The sequence below is a fragment of the Streptomyces qinglanensis genome (genome assembly GCF_900111245.1).
GTDB lineage: Bacteria > Actinomycetota > Actinomycetes > Streptomycetales > Streptomycetaceae > Streptomyces > Streptomyces qinglanensis.
On sequence record NZ_FOGO01000017.1, the window covers coordinates 113202 to 129450 of the forward strand.

Sequence of the window (16249 nt, forward strand, 5' to 3'; positions counted from 1 at the left end):
ATGACATGTGATGTGTGAAATTGTACTGAGCCGATTCGTCGTGCTCGCGTCAAGGAGCGCAGCACGACCCCCACCGGATCGGACCGGTGAACACCCCCACAGGAGGCATCAGATGCTCTGCCGAGGACGAAGAACGCGCAACCTGTTACGCAGCCACCTGATACGCGCCGTCGGCGCCGGAACTCTCGCGCTCTCCCTGGCCGCGGGCGCCGCACAGCTCGGCGGCACCCCGGCCCGCGCCGCAGCGCCCGGAGACTCCGCCCGGGACGTCGCCCCGCACCGGGACAGCGGCCCCCGGGCGGTCCGCACCGGAGAGGAACCGGAGCACATCCAGGGCAGACGGCTCGAGGTGGCGGACCGCGCACCGCTCCCGGCGTCCCCCGACCGGCTCCGGACGGACTACGACAGCCCCGCCCCCCGGCCCCCTCGCGAACGGCCCTCAGCCCGGCTCGCACCGGCCGACGGCCACGCCCGCGCCGCCTGTTCACCCGGGGACTTCGCGCGGACCGGGGCAGCGCTCGTCGAGCAGATCACCTCGACCACGACGGACTGCGTCAACTCCCTCTTCGGCCTCACCGGAAGCGACGCTCACGGCGCCTTCCGCGAGGAGCAGATGGTCACCGCCGCGGATGCGCTGCGCAGCCGCTCCGCCTCCTATCCGGGGGACGGCAGCACCGGTATGCCGCAACTCGTGCTCTTCCTGCGGGCCGGGTACTACGTGCACTGGTACCACGAGCAGGACGTCGGTGCGTACGGACCGGAGCTGAAGTCGGCTCTGCGGGGCGGACTCGACGCCTTCTTCGGCTCGCAGCACTCCCGCGACGTCACGGATGCCAACGGCGAGACCCTCTCCGAGGCGGTCACCCTCATCGACAGTGCGGAGGAGAACGCGCACTATCTCGGCGTCGTCAGGCGGATGCTGACGGGCTACGACAGCTCCTACGACGACAAATACTGGATGGTCAACGCCGTCAACAACGCCTACGGGGTGCTGTGGCGAGGCCATCAGATGCCCGGCTTCGTCCGGGCAGTCCAGCGGGATCCGCGCGTCCTGGCGACCCTGCACACCTTCGCCCGCGACCACCTCGGCCTGCTGAACGGCGAACACTACTTCCTCACCTACAACGCGGGACGCGAACTGGGCCGGTTCCTCCAGCACGCGTCGCTGCGCCGCACCGTCCGCCCGCTGGTGAAGGACCTGCTGGACGCCAGTGACATCACCGGCGACACCGCCGCACTGTGGGTGGGCGTCGCGGAGATGGCGGATGCCTACGACAGGGACAGGTGCGCGTACTACGGCGTCTGCGACCTCAAAGGCAAGCTGACGAGAGCCGTGCTCACGGACAGGAAGTCCTGCAGCGACAGCATCACCATGGTCGCCCAGGACATGAGCGCCCAGGACTTCAGAGCCGCCTGCGACAGTCTCGAGGGGCAGGACGCGTACTTCCACCGGGTCGCCCGGGACAGCGGGCCGGTCGCGGACGACCGGAACAGCAGCATCGAGGTCGTCGTCTTCGACTCCAGCCGCGACTACCGGATCTACGCGGGCGCCCTCTACGGCATCGACACCGACAACGGTGGCATGTATCTGGAGGGCGATCCGTCGGCGGCCGGCAACCTTCCCCGCTTCCTCGCCTACGAGGCCGAGTGGCTGCGGCCGGACTTCCGGATCTGGAACCTCAACCACGAGTACACGCACTATCTCGACGGCCGCTTCGACATGTACGGCGACTTCGAGGCCGGGACCTCCACGCCCACGGTCTGGTGGATCGAGGGCTTCGCGGAGTACGTGTCCTACTCCTACCGCCGGGTCCGCTACGACGCGGCGATCGACCGGGCGGGCAGCAAGACCTACCCGCTGAGCACGCTGTTCGACACCACGTACCAGAACACCGACACCGACCGCACCTACCGCTGGGGGTACCTGGCCGTGCGGTACATGCTGGAAGAACATCCCGGCGCGGTGGACGCGGTACTGGCCTCCTACCGGACGGGCGCCTGGGACACCGCCCGCAGATACCTGAAGGAGGCCATCGGCTCGCGCTACGACCAGGACTGGTACACCTGGCTCGACGCCTGCGCGGCCGGCGGCTGCACGACCGGGTAGCCGAACCGCCGCCGGGTCCGGCGTTCGGCGCCGGACCCGGCACCACCGGCCCGGCCCCGGAGGGAACCCGGCCCGCCGCGAGCCGCCGGAGGCCGCGGCGGGCCCCGCGTCACTTCCGGTCCGCGCCCCCCGTGCGCACCGCGCCCGCGCTCGCCCCGATCACCAGGGCCACGGCCAGACACTGCACGACAGTGAGTTCCTGGCCCAGCACCAGGAACCCCGCCAGTGCCGCGATCCCGGGAGCCAGGCTCATCAGCACCGCGAACGTCGCCGCAGGCAGCCGGCGCAGCGCCAGCAACTCCAGGGTGTAGGGCACTCCCGAGGACAGCAGCGCCACCGCCAGCCCGAGCCCCAGCACCTCGGGCTCCAGCAGCGCACCGCCCGCCGACCCGATCCCCAGCGGCAGGCTGACGAGCGCGGCCACCACCATCGCCACGGCCAGCCCGTCCAGCCGCGGGAAGCGGGCCCCGGTCCGGGAGTTGAAGACGATGTACGCCGCCCACATGGCACCCGCACCCAGCGCGAAGGCGACACCGGCCGGGCTCAGCGCGCCGAAACCGCTCCGGCCGAGCAGGAAGACTCCCACGAGCGCCAGCCCCGCCCACACCAGGCTCAGCGCCCTGCGCGCGGTGACGACGGACAGCGCGAGCGGGCCGAGCACCTCCAAGGTCACCGCCGGACCCAGCGGAATCCGGTCGACCGCCTGGTAGAAGAGGGTGTTCATACCGGCGAGCGCCAGCCCGAAGGCGACGACCACGGCCCAGTCCGTCCGGCTGTGCCCGCGCAGCCGGGGGCGGCAGACCACCAGCAGCAGTACGGCCGCCAGCGTCACCCGCAGCGCCACCACGCCCAGCGCTCCGGCACGCGGGAAGAGCAGGGCCGCGACAGCCGAACCGAACTGCACCGAGAACGCCCCGGCCAGCACCAGCCCGATGCCGCCGAGACTGCCGACCCCGGCAGGCACGCGGGCGGAACCCGCCCCGCCCGCCACCGCCGTACCGCGCGCCGTCGCGGATCCGTCGCCCGCGGTCTCCACCCCGGAACCCGTATGTGTCATACGGCTCACGCTAGCGTCGGCTCCCGGCACCGGGAAATGCCGAATTCTCAGCGGTTATGCTTCACAGGCATGACTATGGAGCTGCGCCATCTGCGGGCCTTCCTCGCCATCGCCGAGGAAGGCAGCATCACGCGTGCCGCCGCCAGGCTGCACACCGGCCAGCCCGCCCTCTCCCGGACGCTGCGCCAGTTGGAGACCCATCTCGGCGTGCGCTTGGTCGACCGCTCCACCCACCACCTCGACCTCACCGCGGCGGGCCGCACCTTCCGCGACCGCGCCGCCACCGCGCTGGCCGCCGCGGACGCGGCCTTCGACCCCCGTTCGATGGCCGCAGCCCGGCCGCTGCGCCTCGGACACCCGTGGGCCGCGCTCGGGAGCTGGACCGTCCCGCTGCTGCGCCGCTGGGACCAGGAGCACCCCGAGGTGCCGCTGGAGCTGCGCCGGATCGACGACCGGACGGCCGGACTCACCCGGGGCAAGGTCGACGCCGCACTGCTGCGGGGCCGGGTCGCCCCACTGCCCGGCATGGTCACCGAGCTGCTCCTGGAGGAGGAGCGCGTGGCAGTGGTCCCCGAGGGCAGCGACCTCGCGGACCGCGCGACGCTCACCCTGGCGGACCTCGCGACCTGGCCGATCGCGCTGAACACCGTCGCGGGCACCACCACCCTGGACCTGTGGCCCGTGGGCGCCCGGCCCGCGGCGACACGGGAGGTGGCCAACACCGACGAGTGGCTGACCGTGATCGCCGCGGGCCGGGCAGTGGGCATCACGACCTCGGCGACGCCCGGACTGCACTCCCAGCCGGCGCTCGCCTACCGCCCGCTGACCGACGCGCCACCGGTCCCGCTGATGCTGGCCTGGCCCCGCGACGTACCGGCCCACCCGGCGATCCCCGCGCTGATCGGCCTCGTCCGTGACGTGGTCGCGGGACGCTGACCGGTGCGGTTCCGGGCGCCCGGCCCACCGGGGGACGGCCGGTCCCCCGGTACGCCGGGCGGTGACCGCTCGGCCGCTCCGGACGGGGCGGTCAGGGCAGCAGGGGGAAGTTGCTGCGGAAGAGGCGGTCCGGGTCGCGGTGGTGCTTGAGAGCGCGGATCCGGTCCAGTGCGGCCGGGGGCAGCGCCTTCTCGATCGCCTCCCCCGGAGCGAGAAACGACAGCGGCGCCCGTCCGCTGACGGGGAGAGCCTCCGCGAGCGCACGCTGCTTGGTGGTCACCGCCTCGGCGGCCACCGGATCGGTGGGGACGCCGAACAAGTAGAGCGCGTACGGCTCGGTCAGCGGTCCGTGCGGGCTCCCGGACGGCTGCGCGAGGGCGCCGCCCAGGTGTCTGACCTGGACACTCAGCAGCGGCGCCACCGGCTCGGCGAGGAGTGCCCCGGCGGCCCGTTCATCCAGTGCGGTCAGAAGTTCACCGCGGGAGAGTCCGGCACCGGGCTCGGTGGGCTCCGCCGTGATGGATCCGAGCGCGGATACCGGCATGACGCTCCTGCTGTCCGACAGCGGCCGCGGCAGGCCGTCCAAGGGGCCGAGCAGTTCCTTCGCTTCGCGCTCCGCACCGAGGTGGGTGGCGTCCAGCGCCACCATGGGCGCGGCCCCGGGGAAGTGCAGCAGGTCGAACCAGAGCGTCAGCTCATCGGGAGCCGGAGCCGTGAGCTGTCGGTACACCTCGAGCACCGCGCCGGCGTGCTCGGCGGCCCACAGGACTCTGCCGCCGTACAGCTCCGGCGCGGGGTGCAGGGCGAGTTCGAGTGCCGTGACGACGGCCAGATCCCCGCCGCCGCCCCGCAGACCCCAGAACAGGTCCGGATCGCTGTCGCCGGTGACTCGCCGCTGCTCCCCCTCGGCGTCCACGATGTCGAAGGCGGTGACACTGTCGGCGACCCAGCCGAACTTGCGGCCGAACCAGCTCAGTCCGCCGCCCAGCGCCACCCCGGCGACGCTGACCACCGGGGAGCTGCCGGGCAGGCCGGTGAGTCCGTGGCGTGCGGCGGCGGCCTGGACCCTGCCGGAGGGCACGCCCGCTCCCACTCGGGCCCGGCGGCGGACCGGGTCGATCTCCAGGGTGTCCAGTCGGCCGGTGCGCAACAGGATGCAACCGGCTGTGCGTCCGGTGGCGCCGTGCCCATTGGGCTGGGTGGCGATACCGGTGCCGGTGCTGCGGGCGTGGCGCACGAGTGCGGCCACGTCGTCGGCGTCGGCCGCCTCGACCACGGCAGCGACAGGCTGTTCGACGGCCAGGTTCCAGGGACGCCGGGCCTCGTCGAAGCCGGGGTCGTCCGGCAGTGTGACCGGGCCTCGGACGGCGGTGCGCAGGGCGCGGTGACCGGTGATGGTGCGGGGCTCGTTCATGGCATGTCCTCGTGTGAGCAGGGGCGGGTGGCCCGGACGGCGGGTCGGGCGCGGCGGGTGTCGGCCCGCCGCCCGCGGCGGGCCGCGGATCGGGCGTGGTCAGGCGAACAGCGCGGCAGGGTCGCCCGTGTACCAGGCGTTGCGGATCCGCATCCGGCGGACTGTCCAGCGTGCGCCGTCGCGCTCCAGTTCGACGTCGCGGGGGTTCTTCAGCAGAGCGGACGTGGTGCGGTCGGGGCGGACCTCGCCCGCGGGGTGGTGACGAACACAGCTGCTCCTTCGCGACGGTGGAGGACCTCCGAGGGGATACAGACTCGGCGAGCGCGCGGGCCGGATCAATGCGCTTCCGCGCAGGAACCGTGAAGCGTGAGTAAATAATGCTGCGCACCGCTGGCAACGGTGACCGGCCGCCGCCCGGCACCGCGCGCGGGTGGGGAACACCGGAGGGCAGGGGGGCTCATGCTGGAGCGGTACGAGGTCGAGACACTGCTGGTGCTCGCCGAGGAGCTGCATTTCGGCCGGACCGCCGAGCGGCTGCGGGTCTCCCCCGCCCGGATCAGCCAGACGATCAGCAAGCTGGAGCGCCGCACCGGGGTTCCGCTGTTCAACCGCACCAGTCGGCGCGTCGAGCTGACTCCTGCCGGACGCCGGCTGTGCGCGAGCCTGCGTCCCGCCTGGGAACAAGTCACCGCGGCGTTCGAGCAGGCCGTCGCCACCGGCCGCGGCCTCACCGGCACGCTGCGGATCGGCTTCGTCGGCGCCGCGGGTGGACAGCTGCTCGCCGGTGCCGGTGAGGAATTCCGGCACCAGCACTCCGATTGCGACGTCCTGCTGCGCGAAGCCCAGATGACCGACCTGATGCCGTGGCTGCGGGACGGGGAGGTCGATCTGGCGCTGGCCACCTTCCCGTTCGAGGACCCGGGCATCGTGGCGGGTCCGGTGCTGGTGGCGGAAGCCCGGCTGCCGGCAGTCCCGGCAGAGCACCCGTTCGCGCGCCGGGCTTCGCTGCGGATGGAGGATCTCGCCCGCGTCACACTGCTCCAGCTCCCCGACAACCTGCCCGCGTCCCTGCGCGCGGACCGGACGCCGAGGACCACCCCGTCCGGGAAGCCCATCGCACCGGGGCCGTCCGCGTCGACGTTCATGGAGATCCTCACCCTGGTCGGCGCAGGTCTCGGCGTCTTCCCGGTGGGCGCCCAGGCCCGCCGTTACCACGTCAGGCCGGATGTCGCCTACGTCCGCATCGAAGACGCCCCGCCGCTGCGCTGGGGGCTGATCTGGCGCAGCGAAAACGCCACAGCTCGCGTACACGCGTTCCCCCAGGCGGCCCGCCGACTCGTCACCGACGACAGGTGAGGGGTGCTCGCCACCGCCGCGGCCTGCCGCACGGATGCCACTCACCGCGGTGTTCGGTGCCGCCCGCGCCCCCTGCGCCCCGCTGCCCCAGCCGTGTCCGGCGGCCCGCGCGGCCGGGACCACGGCCCGGAACCTGCCCGGCGCTCGGGGGCGTCTCGGGAGGCCGCGCGTCCAGCGGAGTTCAGCGAGGACAGCGTGCCCGAGAGGTCAGCTCCAGCTCGGCGTCGGCCCGAGCCGCGAGCGGAAGGGAACCGGCCGGCCGGAGTCCGCGTCGAGCAGGATGCGGTCGCCCAGGGGGCGTCGCAGGGTCACCGTCACCTGCTGGCGGACGGCCTGCTTGGTGCACAGGGCACCCGGATCCCGGTCCTCGCGCTCCTTGACGGAGGCGGTCAGCACCACGCTGCCGGACGACTCGCGCACCTCCACTCGCGCACCGTCGTCGCAGACCCCGTGCCAGGCGGCCACGGTGACCGACCGCCCGTCGGGGGAGATCCGCACCAGGTGCTCCAGGGAGCTGCGGGAGCTCGGGGTGTGCCCGATCGGCGAGGGCGGCAGCGCGGAGGGGACGGCGGCGGCCCGCACCAGCGGAGCGTCGTACCCCTTCAGGGTGAACAGCCAGGCGGGGACGGTCGCCCGTCCCCGGCCGGTGGCCACGCTCAGCTCTCCCGGCTTCGCCCCGGTCACCGTCAGATGGGGCTCGGTGGTGCTGCGCTCCAGCGCCTCGAACGCCTCGTGCGCGGAGATCAGCGGCCGGGTGAGCGACCGGCCGCCGTCCCGCACCACCCGGCCCTTCGTCCGCTCGGCCTCCGGCAGTTCTCCCCGGAGGACGAAGCTGCCGCTGCGGTACGCCTCCTCGTCGGCGCTGCCGTGCAGGCCGCCGCGCGGCGTGCGGACCACCTCGCCCAGGGGGTGGTATCCGGCACGCCACGCGGCGGCGGCGCGGGAGCCGTCCCAGGCCGCGGCGACCTGCCGGGCGCGGTCTGCGCGCGCCCGGCTGCCGCCGTCGCCAGAAGCGTCCCCGGCCTGCTGCGGGCCGCAGCCCGCGCCCGCGCCCAGCGCGGCGGCGGTCAGGGCTGCCGCGGCGAGCAGTCCGGCGGAGCGCTGTGATCGGACCCGCATACGACCTCCCGGAGGACCGATGGGGCGGACCGCCTCGTCGCGGCGGCGGGTTCCCGGCACCGCTGTGACGGCAGCCGCCCTCAGGCGGTTCCGGCGGCCGCCACCGGGCTATGCGGCGCGGTTCCGGCGGGCGCGGTGGGTGCGGACGAGGTCGGCGTAGCGGCGGCCGCTGGTCTTGACGGTCCGCCGCTGGGTGGCATAGTCGACGTGGACGAGCCCGAAGCGCTGCGCGTACCCGTAGGCCCATTCGAAGTTGTCCAGCAGCGACCAGGCGAAGTATCCCCGCAGCGGCACCCCTTGGCGCACGGCGCGGACGCAGGCGGCAAGGTGCTCTTCCAGGTAGCGGGTGCGCTCGGGGTCGTGTACCTGTCCGTCGGGGCCGACCGCGTCCGGATAGGCGGCGCCGTTCTCGGTGACGTAGAGGCAGCGTGCCCCGTAGTCGTCCGTCATCCGGCGCAGGGTCTTCGTCAGCCCCTCGGCGTGCACCTCCCAGCCCATACCGGTCACCCGTGCTCCGGCCGGCGGTTCGGCGGTCCGGGCCCGGGGGAAGGGGCCCGCGGGGTCGTCGCGGACCACGTTGCGGAAGTAGTAGTTGAGCCCGAGCCAGTCCAGCGGCTCGGCGACGGTCCGCGCGTCGCCGGGGCGCTGCGGCGGCTCCGTCCCGTACAGCTCGACCATGTCCTGCGGGTAGCCGCGGCCGTGCAGCGGGTCCATCCACCAGCGGTTGACGTGCCCGTCGGCGCGCCGTGCGGCCTCGGTGTCCGCCGCGCTGCCGGAGGCGGGTTCGCAGTGGGTGAGGTTGTTGACGATGCCCACCCGCGCGCCGGGGACCGCGGCGCGCAGCGCCTGGACGGCGAGTCCGTGTCCGAGGTGGAGGTGGAAGGAGGCCCGCACGGCGTCGGCGATGTCGGTGCGGCCGGGCGCCATCCGGCCTTCGTAGTGGCCGATCCAGGCCGAGCACAGCGGCTCGTTGAGGGTGCACCAGTGCTGGATGCGGTCTCCGAGCCGGTCGGCGACGACAGCCGTGTACTCGGCGAACCGCTCCGCGGTCTCCCGGACGGGCCAGCCGCCCCGGTCCTGGAGCGCCTGGGGCAGATCCCAGTGGTAGAGCGTGGGGAAGGGCGTGATGCCCGCCTCCAGCAGCGCGTCGGTGAGCCGGTCGTAGAAGGCCAGGCCGGGCTCGTTGACGGTGCCGTCGCCGTCCGGCTGGACGCGGGGCCAGGCGACGGAGAACCGGTAGGCGTCCAGGTCCAGCTCGCCCAGCAGGCCGAGGTCCTCGCGCCAGCGGTGGTAGTGGTCGCAGGCCACGTCGCCGGTGTCACCGCCGTCGACCCTGCCCGGGGTGTGGCTGAAGGTGTCCCAGATGGAGGGCTTGCGGCCGTCCTCGTCGACGGCGCCCTCCACCTGGTAGGCGGCGGTGGCGGCGCCCCACAGGAAGTCGTCGGGGAGGGCGTCGGAGTGCGCTGCGGGATACGTCTCGGGCACAGAGGTCCTTTCGGGGAGCGCCGGGCCGGGGTGCGGCCGCCGGGCGGTGTGGTCGGTCACTTCACGGCGCCGGCGGTCAGCCCGGCGACGAGGTAGCGCTGCAGGAGGAGGAATCCGGCGACGACGGGCACGCTGACGACCAGCGAGGCGGCCATGACCTGGTTCCAGTAGACCTCGGTCTGGGTGGCGTATCCCTGCAGGCCGATGGAGAGCGTGCGGGTCGCGTCGTTGGTCATCACCGAGGCGAACAGCACCTCTCCCCAGGCGGTCATGAACGAGTAGACGGTGACGGCGATGATGCCGGGCACGGCGGCGGGGACGAGGACGCGGAAGAGCGCCCCCAGCGGTCCGCAGCCGTCCACCAGGGCGGCCTCGTCCAGGTCCCGGGGGATGGAGGCGAAGTAGCCGGCCAGCATCCAGACGGACAGCGGCAGGGTGAAGGTCATGTAGGTGAGGATCAGCGCACCCCGGGAGCCGTACAGGGCCAGCCCGGTGGCGTTGCCGACGTTCACGAACAGCAGGAAGAGCGGGAGCAGGAACAGGATGCCGGGGAACATCTGGGTGGAGAGCACCGTGACGGTGAAGACCTGCCGGCCGCGGAACCGGTAGCGGCTGACGGCGTAGGCGGCGAAGACCGCGACCACCACGGAACAGGCCGTCGCGGAGGCGGAGACGATCAGCGAGTTGAGGAAGTAGCGGCCCAGCGGCACCGTGCGCCAGATGTCGCGGTACGGCTCCAGCGTCAGCTCGGACGGTATCCAGCGGAAGGCGCCGGAGACCTCTTCGAGGGGCTTGAGCGAACTGCTGACCATGACGTACAGCGGCGTCGCGGTGAAGACGGCCAGCAGGGTCAGCACGATGCGGCGGGTCCACACGAAGGACCTGGGCAGGGCCGTCGGGCTGCGGCGTCGGGCAGCGGCTGCGGACGCCTCGTGCGCGGTGGCCGTGTCAGGCATCGGCGGCTCCCCTCCCCCGGTTGGTCAGCAGCAGGTAGCCGGCCGTCACCAGCAGCAGGAACAGCAGGAGCAGCACCGACATCGCCGCGCCGGCGCCGAAGTCCCAGGTGACGAAGGACGACTGGTAGATGTGCAGCGAGACCAGGTCGGCGGACTGCGGAGCGGACTTGCCGAACAGCACGAACGGCACGTTGAAGTCGTTGAACGTCCACAGGAACAGCACCAGCACCAGCACCTGGTTGACGGGACGCAGCGCGGGCAGGGTGATGTGCCGGATCTGCCGCCACATTCCGGCGCCGTCGAGGGCGGACGCCTCGTAGAGGTCGGCGGAGACGTTCTGCAGCGCCGCGGTGAGCAGCAGGAAGGCGAACGGCCAGGTGCGCCAGACCGCCACCAGCAGCAGCGCGACGAAGCTGTTGTCGCCGACCAGCCAGAACGGCTTGCTGTCGGTGAGTCCGAGCTGGTCGTGCAGGACGTGGTTGAGCAGCCCGTTGTCGTGCTGGAGCAGGAAGGACCAGGTGATGACGGCCGCGTACACGGGGAGCGCGTACGGGGTGAGGAAGAGGGCGCGCAGCAGGCCCCGGCCCCGGAAGGCGTCCTGCATCAGGATGGCCGCGGTGACGCCCAGCAGCCAGGAGAGGCCGACGGCCAGGACGGTGAAGCCGCAGGTGACGGCGAACGAGCGCAGCAGCGCCTCGCCGACCGGCGCGTCGAAGTCCACGGCGACCCGGAAGTTGTCCGGTCCGGCCCAGGGCGCGGCGCTCCAGTCGCTGATGTACTCCTGGGTCAGGTCCTTGAAGGCCATCACGATGCCGGTGGCCATCGGCACCAGGTGGATGAGCAGTTCGAGCGCCAGCGCCGGGAGCAGCAGCAGGTAGGGCAGTCCCGCGCTGCGGACCCGGTCGCGCAGCGGGGAGCCGGCCGCCGGGCGTTTCGCCCGGGGCGGTGCCGGGCGCCCGGGCCCTGCCGGCGGGTGTTCGGGAGCCGGCGCCGGGATCCGGTCCGCGGCGGCCCGGGTGGGGCGGCGGGCGGTGTCGCCCGCGGGCGGCGCCGGGGTGCGGGGAGCGGAGTCCGCTGTCACGGCTCGGGTCACTTCCCCATCTGCTGCTGGGCCTTGGTGAGGGCCTCGCGCACTGTCTTCTCGGTGACCGCGCGGCCCGCGGCAGCGTCCGCGAAGAGCCGTTTGACGGCCGTGCCCACCAGGGTCTCGAACTTCGACTCGTCCGGTACCTGGGGCAGCGGCGCGGCGCTGGAGGAGAGCACGGAGCGCAGCACGGCCTCGTCCTTGTCCCGCGGCTTCGCCTGCTGGGCCTCGAGCACCGGTGAGACGGAGCCGTAGGCGTCGGTGAGGATGCGCTGCTCCTTCGTGGAGGTCATGAAGGACACGAACTTCATGGCGCCGTCGAGGTTGTCGGTGTGCTGGAAGACGCCGATGTTGATCCCTGCGACCATGGAGTCGACCTCGGTCTTGCCGCCGGAGGCCGTCGCGTCCTGCCGGCTTTGGAAGGGGACCGGTGCGATGCCCCACTCGTCCGGCTTCATTCCGTGCGCCAGCAGCGAGGTGCGGGCCGCCTGCCACAGCAGCATTCCGGCCTTGCCGGTGGCGAAGTCCTTCACCGACTGGTTCTGCGCGTACTCCGCGTTGCCCTTGGCCGCGATGCCGTCCGCGGCCAGGAAGTCCACGTACTGCTTGACGGCTTTGACGTTGCCGGGCTCGTCGAAGGTGGGGCGGCCGCTCCGGTCGAAGAAGTCGGCCCCGTGCTGCTTGCCGAAGACGAAGGCGTGGTGGGCGTTCTCCACCGGGTTGCCGCCTTCGACGGCGAGTCCGTGGTGGCCGTCGCGGGTGAGCTTCTTCCCGTCGGCGACGAGTTCGTCCCAGGTGACCGGCGGGCCGTCGATGCCCGCCTGCCGGAACATCTTCTTGTTCCAGTAGAGCGCGTAGGTGAGCGAGTACAGCGGCACCGCGGCCGGGGGCTTGCCCTCGGCGCCGGTGGCGGCCAGGGCCGCCTTGCTGAACCGGTCCGCACCGCCGACCTCGGCCAGGCGCGCGTCGTCGAACGGGAGCAGCGCCTTGCTCTTCTGCAGCGAGGAGGACCAGGTGTTGCCGATGTTGAGGACGTCCGGGCCCTGCCCGGAGGAGGCGGCCGCCAGGATCCGGTCCAGGAGGTTGGACCAGGGGACGACCTCCAGCTTGACCTTGATGCCGGTCCGCTTCTCGAACTTCTTCAGTTCCGGGGCCAGGACCTTCTTGTCCGCTTCGATGCTCGAACCCTGGTTGGTGGCCCAGTAGGTGAGCTCGCCGGGCTTGTCGTTGCTGCCCCCGCTGTTGGTGGCCGAACCGCCTCCGCAACCGGAAGCCGCTGCGGTCAGGGCGGTGACGAGGGCGGCTGCTGCCGCGGTACGGAATCTGCGCATGGCGGACGGTCCTCCGGGAGGTGAGGAGGCGAGCGTTGAACACCCGAAGGCGGCTCGCACTTTTCTTGGATCGTGAGTTAAGTGGTGGAAGAAAGGGTCGTCAAGACATCGCGCACGGGTAGATTGCGCGGGGAAGGGAGTCACATGCGCCAGGAGAACCGGCGGACAGTGCGGGATCTGCGCCGCACCAACCGCTCCAGAACGCTGCGCCATCTGTACTTCGAAGGACCCCTGAGCCGCCAGGAGTTGGTACCGGCGACCGGCTTGAGCTCCGCGTCGGTCAGCAATGTCACGGCCGAACTGCTCGGCGAGGGCCTGCTGGAGGAGGCGGGTTCCGCCGAGTCCGAGGGCGGCCGGCCGCGCACCCTGCTGCGGGTGGCGCCGGGGGCCGGAACCCTGATCGGCGTGGATGTGGGAGAGACCCGGGTACGCGTTGAACTCTTCAACCTTGCGCTGGAGGAACACGCCCGTGCCGAGTACCCCTTGCGGGACGGCGGCCACCCTGTCGCGCACGTGGTGCGGCTGATCGCCGACGGTCTCGCCGCGGTACGGGAGAGCGCCGCGCGCTCGAAGCCGCCGGCCCTGTCGGGACCGATGCTGGGCGTGGGTGTCGGCGTCCCCGGCATCGTCGACCGGGGCGCGGCGGGCGGAGCCGTGGTGCACGGGCAGACCGTGGGCTGGGACGCGGTTCCGCTGGAGGCGCTGCTGCGCACCGAGGCGGAACTGCCCGAGGAGGTCCCGCTGCTGGTGTCGAACGGCGCCAAGACCCTCGGCCAGGCGGAGATGTGGTTCGGCGCCGGGCGGGGCGCGCGGGACGCGGTCGTCGCCCTCCTCGGCTCGGGCGTGGGTGCGGGTGTCATCACCGAGGGCGGCGCCTACGGCCCCGGCTTCCGCGGAGCTGCCGAGTGGGGGCACACCACGCTCCGCGCTGGCGGCCGCGCCTGCCGGTGCGGAGCGGCGGGGTGCCTGGAGGCGTATGTGGGGGCGGCCGCCGTGCTGGAGCGCTGGCGCGAGGCCGGGGGCCGTCCGGAAGGCGACCAGGAGGCGGGGCTGGCGCAACTGCTGGCGGCGCGCGACGCCGCGGCCGAGGCGGTGCTGGCCGAGACCGCCGAGCACCTGGGCGCGGGGATCGCCAACCTCGTCAACCTCTTCAGCCCGGAACGCATCGTGCTGGCCGGCTGGGCGGGCCTGCTGCTGGGCGCCCGGCTGCTGCCCGCCGTGCGCGAGGCGGCCCGGGCGCGCGCGCTGGCCCACCCCGCGGGGCGCACCGCGATCGAGCTGGGCAGGCTGGGGCCGGACGCCGTCACGGTGGGGGCGGCGACCCTGCCGCTGGCCCGCTTCCTGGCGGCCGGAGGGCGCCCGGTCGGCTCCCCCGGGCACGGCTCCCCGCCCCGCGGTTCCGGCGCGGCACACGCGGTCTGAGGCCGCCGACCGGCGCACCGCACCCCGCCGGGCCCGGTGCGGCAGGGGCCCGCGCCCGGGGCATCGCGCTCCGGGTCCCCGCCGCCGCGGGGACCCGGAGCGCTCAGCGCCGCGCGGACCGCGCCGAGCCCGGCGTCACGCCTTGACCTGCATGCTCTCCCGAGCGGGGTTGCCCTGCTGAGCGGCCTTCGGATCCTTCTCGTGCCGCTTGGCGTGCACCCCCTCCTCGATGCGGGCGCCGACCCCGGCGTCGATGTTGCGCCAGTACTGGAACGCCCGCTGCAGCACGGGCTCGGTGACACCGTTGAGCAGGTGCCCCACCACGTTGTCGACCAGGCGGTCCCGCGCTGCGTCGTCCATGACCTCGCGCACCAGGGTGCCCGCCTGGCCCCAGTCGTCGTCCTCGGGATGCGAGACGTAGGCCGCCCGGGTGATCTCACCGTCCGCGTACCAGCTGGGCGGTGTGCCGTACCGGTCGGTGTCGGCCGCCGGCCCGCCCTTGGAGTTGGGCGCGTACACCGGGTCGGTGGTCAGCCGGTAGGCCATCGTCCCGTCCTTGGAGTAGGTGTACGCGGGGACGACCGGGGCGTTGACGGGAAGCTGCTGGTAGTTGCCGCCGATGCGGTGGCGGTGCGCGTCCGCGTAGGAGAACAGCCGGGCCAGCAGCATGCGGTCCGGGCTCGGCCCGATGCCGGGCACCAGGTTGTTCGGCTGGAAGGCGGCCTGCTCGATCTGGGCGTGGTTGTCGGTCGGGTTGCGGTCCAGCGTCATCCTGCCGACCTCGATCAGCGGATAGTCGCCGTGCGGCCACACCTTGGTCAGGTCGAAGGGGTTGAACCGGTAGTCCGCCGCCTCCTGGTAGGGCATCACCTGCACGTACAGGGTCCAGCTCGGGTACTGCCCGTCGCGGATGTGCTCGAACAGGTCGCGGGTGTGGTAGTCGGTGTCGGCCGCGGCCATCTGGTCTCCCTCGTGCTGAGTGAAGAACTCGATGCCCTGGTCGGTCTTGAACTGGTACTTGACCCAGAAGCGCTCCCCCGAGGCGTTGATCCACATGTAGGTGTGCGAGGTGTAGCCGTTCATGTGGCGCCAGCTACGGGGGATCCCGCGGTCGCCCATCAGCCAGGTGACCTGGTGGGCGGACTCCGGAGAGAGGGTCCAGAAGTCCCACTGCATGTCGTGGTCGCGCAGGTTGTTGTCGGCACGGCGCTTCTGCGACCGGATGAAGTGCTGGAACTTCATCGGGTCCTTGACGAAGAAGACCGGCGTGTTGTTGCCGACCATGTCGTAGTTGCCCTCGCTGGTGTAGAACTTCACCGCGAAGCCCCGCGGGTCCCGCCAGGTGTCGGGGCTGCCCCGCTCGCCGGCCACGGTCGAGAACCGCGTCACCAGCTCGGTCCTGGCACCGGGCTGGAAGAGGGCCGCCTTGGTGTAGGCGGTGACGTCGCCGGTCACCTCGAAGTGCCCGAACGCGCCGCTGCCCTTGGCGTGCGGCTGGCGCTCGGGGATCCGTTCCCGGTTGAACTGCGCCATCTGCTCGATCAGGTAGGCGTCCTGGAGCAGGACCGGCCCCCCGGGGCCGACGGTGAGGGAATGCTCGTCGCTTTCGACGGGGATGCCGGCATCCGTCGTCGTCGGCATGCGGTCCGCTTCCGCCATCGCTTCTGACTCCTTCTCGTCGCGGGCGCCCGCCGTCGCGCGGGCGCTGGATTCACCACTGGAACGCAGCGAGGGCACCGGCCCCGGCAGCGGCGCGCCGGTGGACGGCGGCCGCCCCCGGCACCCCGCACGCAGCGGGACCGGCTGCCGGGCCGGTCTGACGGCCCGGCAGGCTTTTGTCCCACCGGTGAAGCAGGAGGGTGCACTTCGGCCGGTACGGCACCGCTCCGGGACGAGCCCGGCACCCGCGCGGCGCCTCGCCGGCCGCCGGGCGCGGATGCTGCGGGTGCCCCGCCCGGGCCGCGCCGGGCCGCCGGGCGGCT

Annotated in this window: 11 protein-coding genes and 1 pseudogene; 4 read left to right on the plus strand and 8 right to left on the minus strand. The window is 72.8% G+C overall.

Annotated elements, in window-relative coordinates:
- Positions 1-112 precede the first annotated feature (112 nt).
- Positions 113-2104: pseudogene (locus tag BMX65_RS27840) on the plus strand (collagenase); the annotation flags it as partial.
- Positions 2105-2216: 112 nt separating this feature from the next.
- Here BMX65_RS27840 and BMX65_RS27845 read toward each other — a convergent pair.
- The gene (locus BMX65_RS27845) at positions 2217-3164 is read right to left on the minus strand and encodes an EamA family transporter (protein WP_239502237.1); all 948 of its coding nucleotides are present in this window, start codon (positions 3162-3164) and stop codon (positions 2217-2219) included.
- A gap of 69 nt (positions 3165-3233) precedes the next feature.
- Between BMX65_RS27845 and BMX65_RS27850 the strand changes: the two genes are divergently transcribed.
- Complete coding sequence (locus BMX65_RS27850; RefSeq protein WP_075003114.1) at positions 3234-4100, plus strand: LysR family transcriptional regulator; 867 nt, start codon at positions 3234-3236, stop codon at positions 4098-4100.
- Positions 4101-4191: 91 nt separating this feature from the next.
- Here the strand turns inward: BMX65_RS27850 and BMX65_RS27855 are convergent, their stop codons facing one another.
- Positions 4192-5514, minus strand: coding sequence for an FAD-binding oxidoreductase (locus BMX65_RS27855; protein ID WP_075003115.1), 1323 nt, complete (start codon positions 5512-5514; stop codon positions 4192-4194).
- 459 nt (positions 5515-5973) lie between these two features.
- Here BMX65_RS27855 and BMX65_RS27865 point away from each other — a divergent pair, with 459 nt between their 5' ends.
- A complete protein-coding gene (locus tag BMX65_RS27865) occupies positions 5974-6870 on the plus strand; it encodes a LysR family transcriptional regulator (RefSeq protein ID WP_075003117.1) in 897 nt (298 codons plus the stop codon).
- Between the two features lie 207 nt (positions 6871-7077).
- Here the strand turns inward: BMX65_RS27865 and BMX65_RS27870 are convergent, their stop codons facing one another.
- The 5 genes from BMX65_RS27870 to BMX65_RS27890 form a co-directional block, all read right to left on the minus strand.
- Positions 7078-7989 carry a hypothetical protein gene (locus BMX65_RS27870; protein ID WP_075003118.1) on the minus strand — a complete coding sequence of 304 codons (912 nt, stop codon included), beginning with the start codon at positions 7987-7989 and terminating at the stop codon, positions 7078-7080.
- A gap of 108 nt (positions 7990-8097) precedes the next feature.
- Entirely contained in the window at positions 8098-9474 is a 1377-nt protein-coding gene (locus tag BMX65_RS27875; RefSeq protein ID WP_075003119.1) for a GH1 family beta-glucosidase, read from the minus strand.
- A gap of 56 nt (positions 9475-9530) precedes the next feature.
- A complete protein-coding gene (locus BMX65_RS27880; protein WP_075003120.1) occupies positions 9531-10430 on the minus strand; it encodes a carbohydrate ABC transporter permease in 900 nt (299 codons plus the stop codon).
- Positions 10423-11427, minus strand: a complete 1005-nt coding sequence (locus BMX65_RS27885) for a carbohydrate ABC transporter permease (protein WP_075003173.1) — start codon at positions 11425-11427, stop codon at positions 10423-10425. Before BMX65_RS27885 ends, BMX65_RS27880 begins: the two co-directional genes overlap by 8 nt.
- A gap of 92 nt (positions 11428-11519) precedes the next feature.
- A complete protein-coding gene (locus BMX65_RS27890; protein ID WP_075003121.1) occupies positions 11520-12845 on the minus strand; it encodes an ABC transporter substrate-binding protein in 1326 nt (441 codons plus the stop codon).
- Between the two features lie 144 nt (positions 12846-12989).
- Here BMX65_RS27890 and BMX65_RS27895 point away from each other — a divergent pair, with 144 nt between their 5' ends.
- Complete coding sequence (locus tag BMX65_RS27895) at positions 12990-14267, plus strand: ROK family protein (protein WP_075003122.1); 1278 nt, start codon at positions 12990-12992, stop codon at positions 14265-14267.
- A gap of 135 nt (positions 14268-14402) precedes the next feature.
- On the opposite strand, the gene BMX65_RS27900 is transcribed toward BMX65_RS27895, so the two are convergent.
- Positions 14403-15926 carry a catalase gene (locus BMX65_RS27900; protein WP_075003123.1) on the minus strand — a complete coding sequence of 508 codons (1524 nt, stop codon included), beginning with the start codon at positions 15924-15926 and terminating at the stop codon, positions 14403-14405.
- Between the last annotated feature and the right edge of the window lie 323 nt (positions 15927-16249).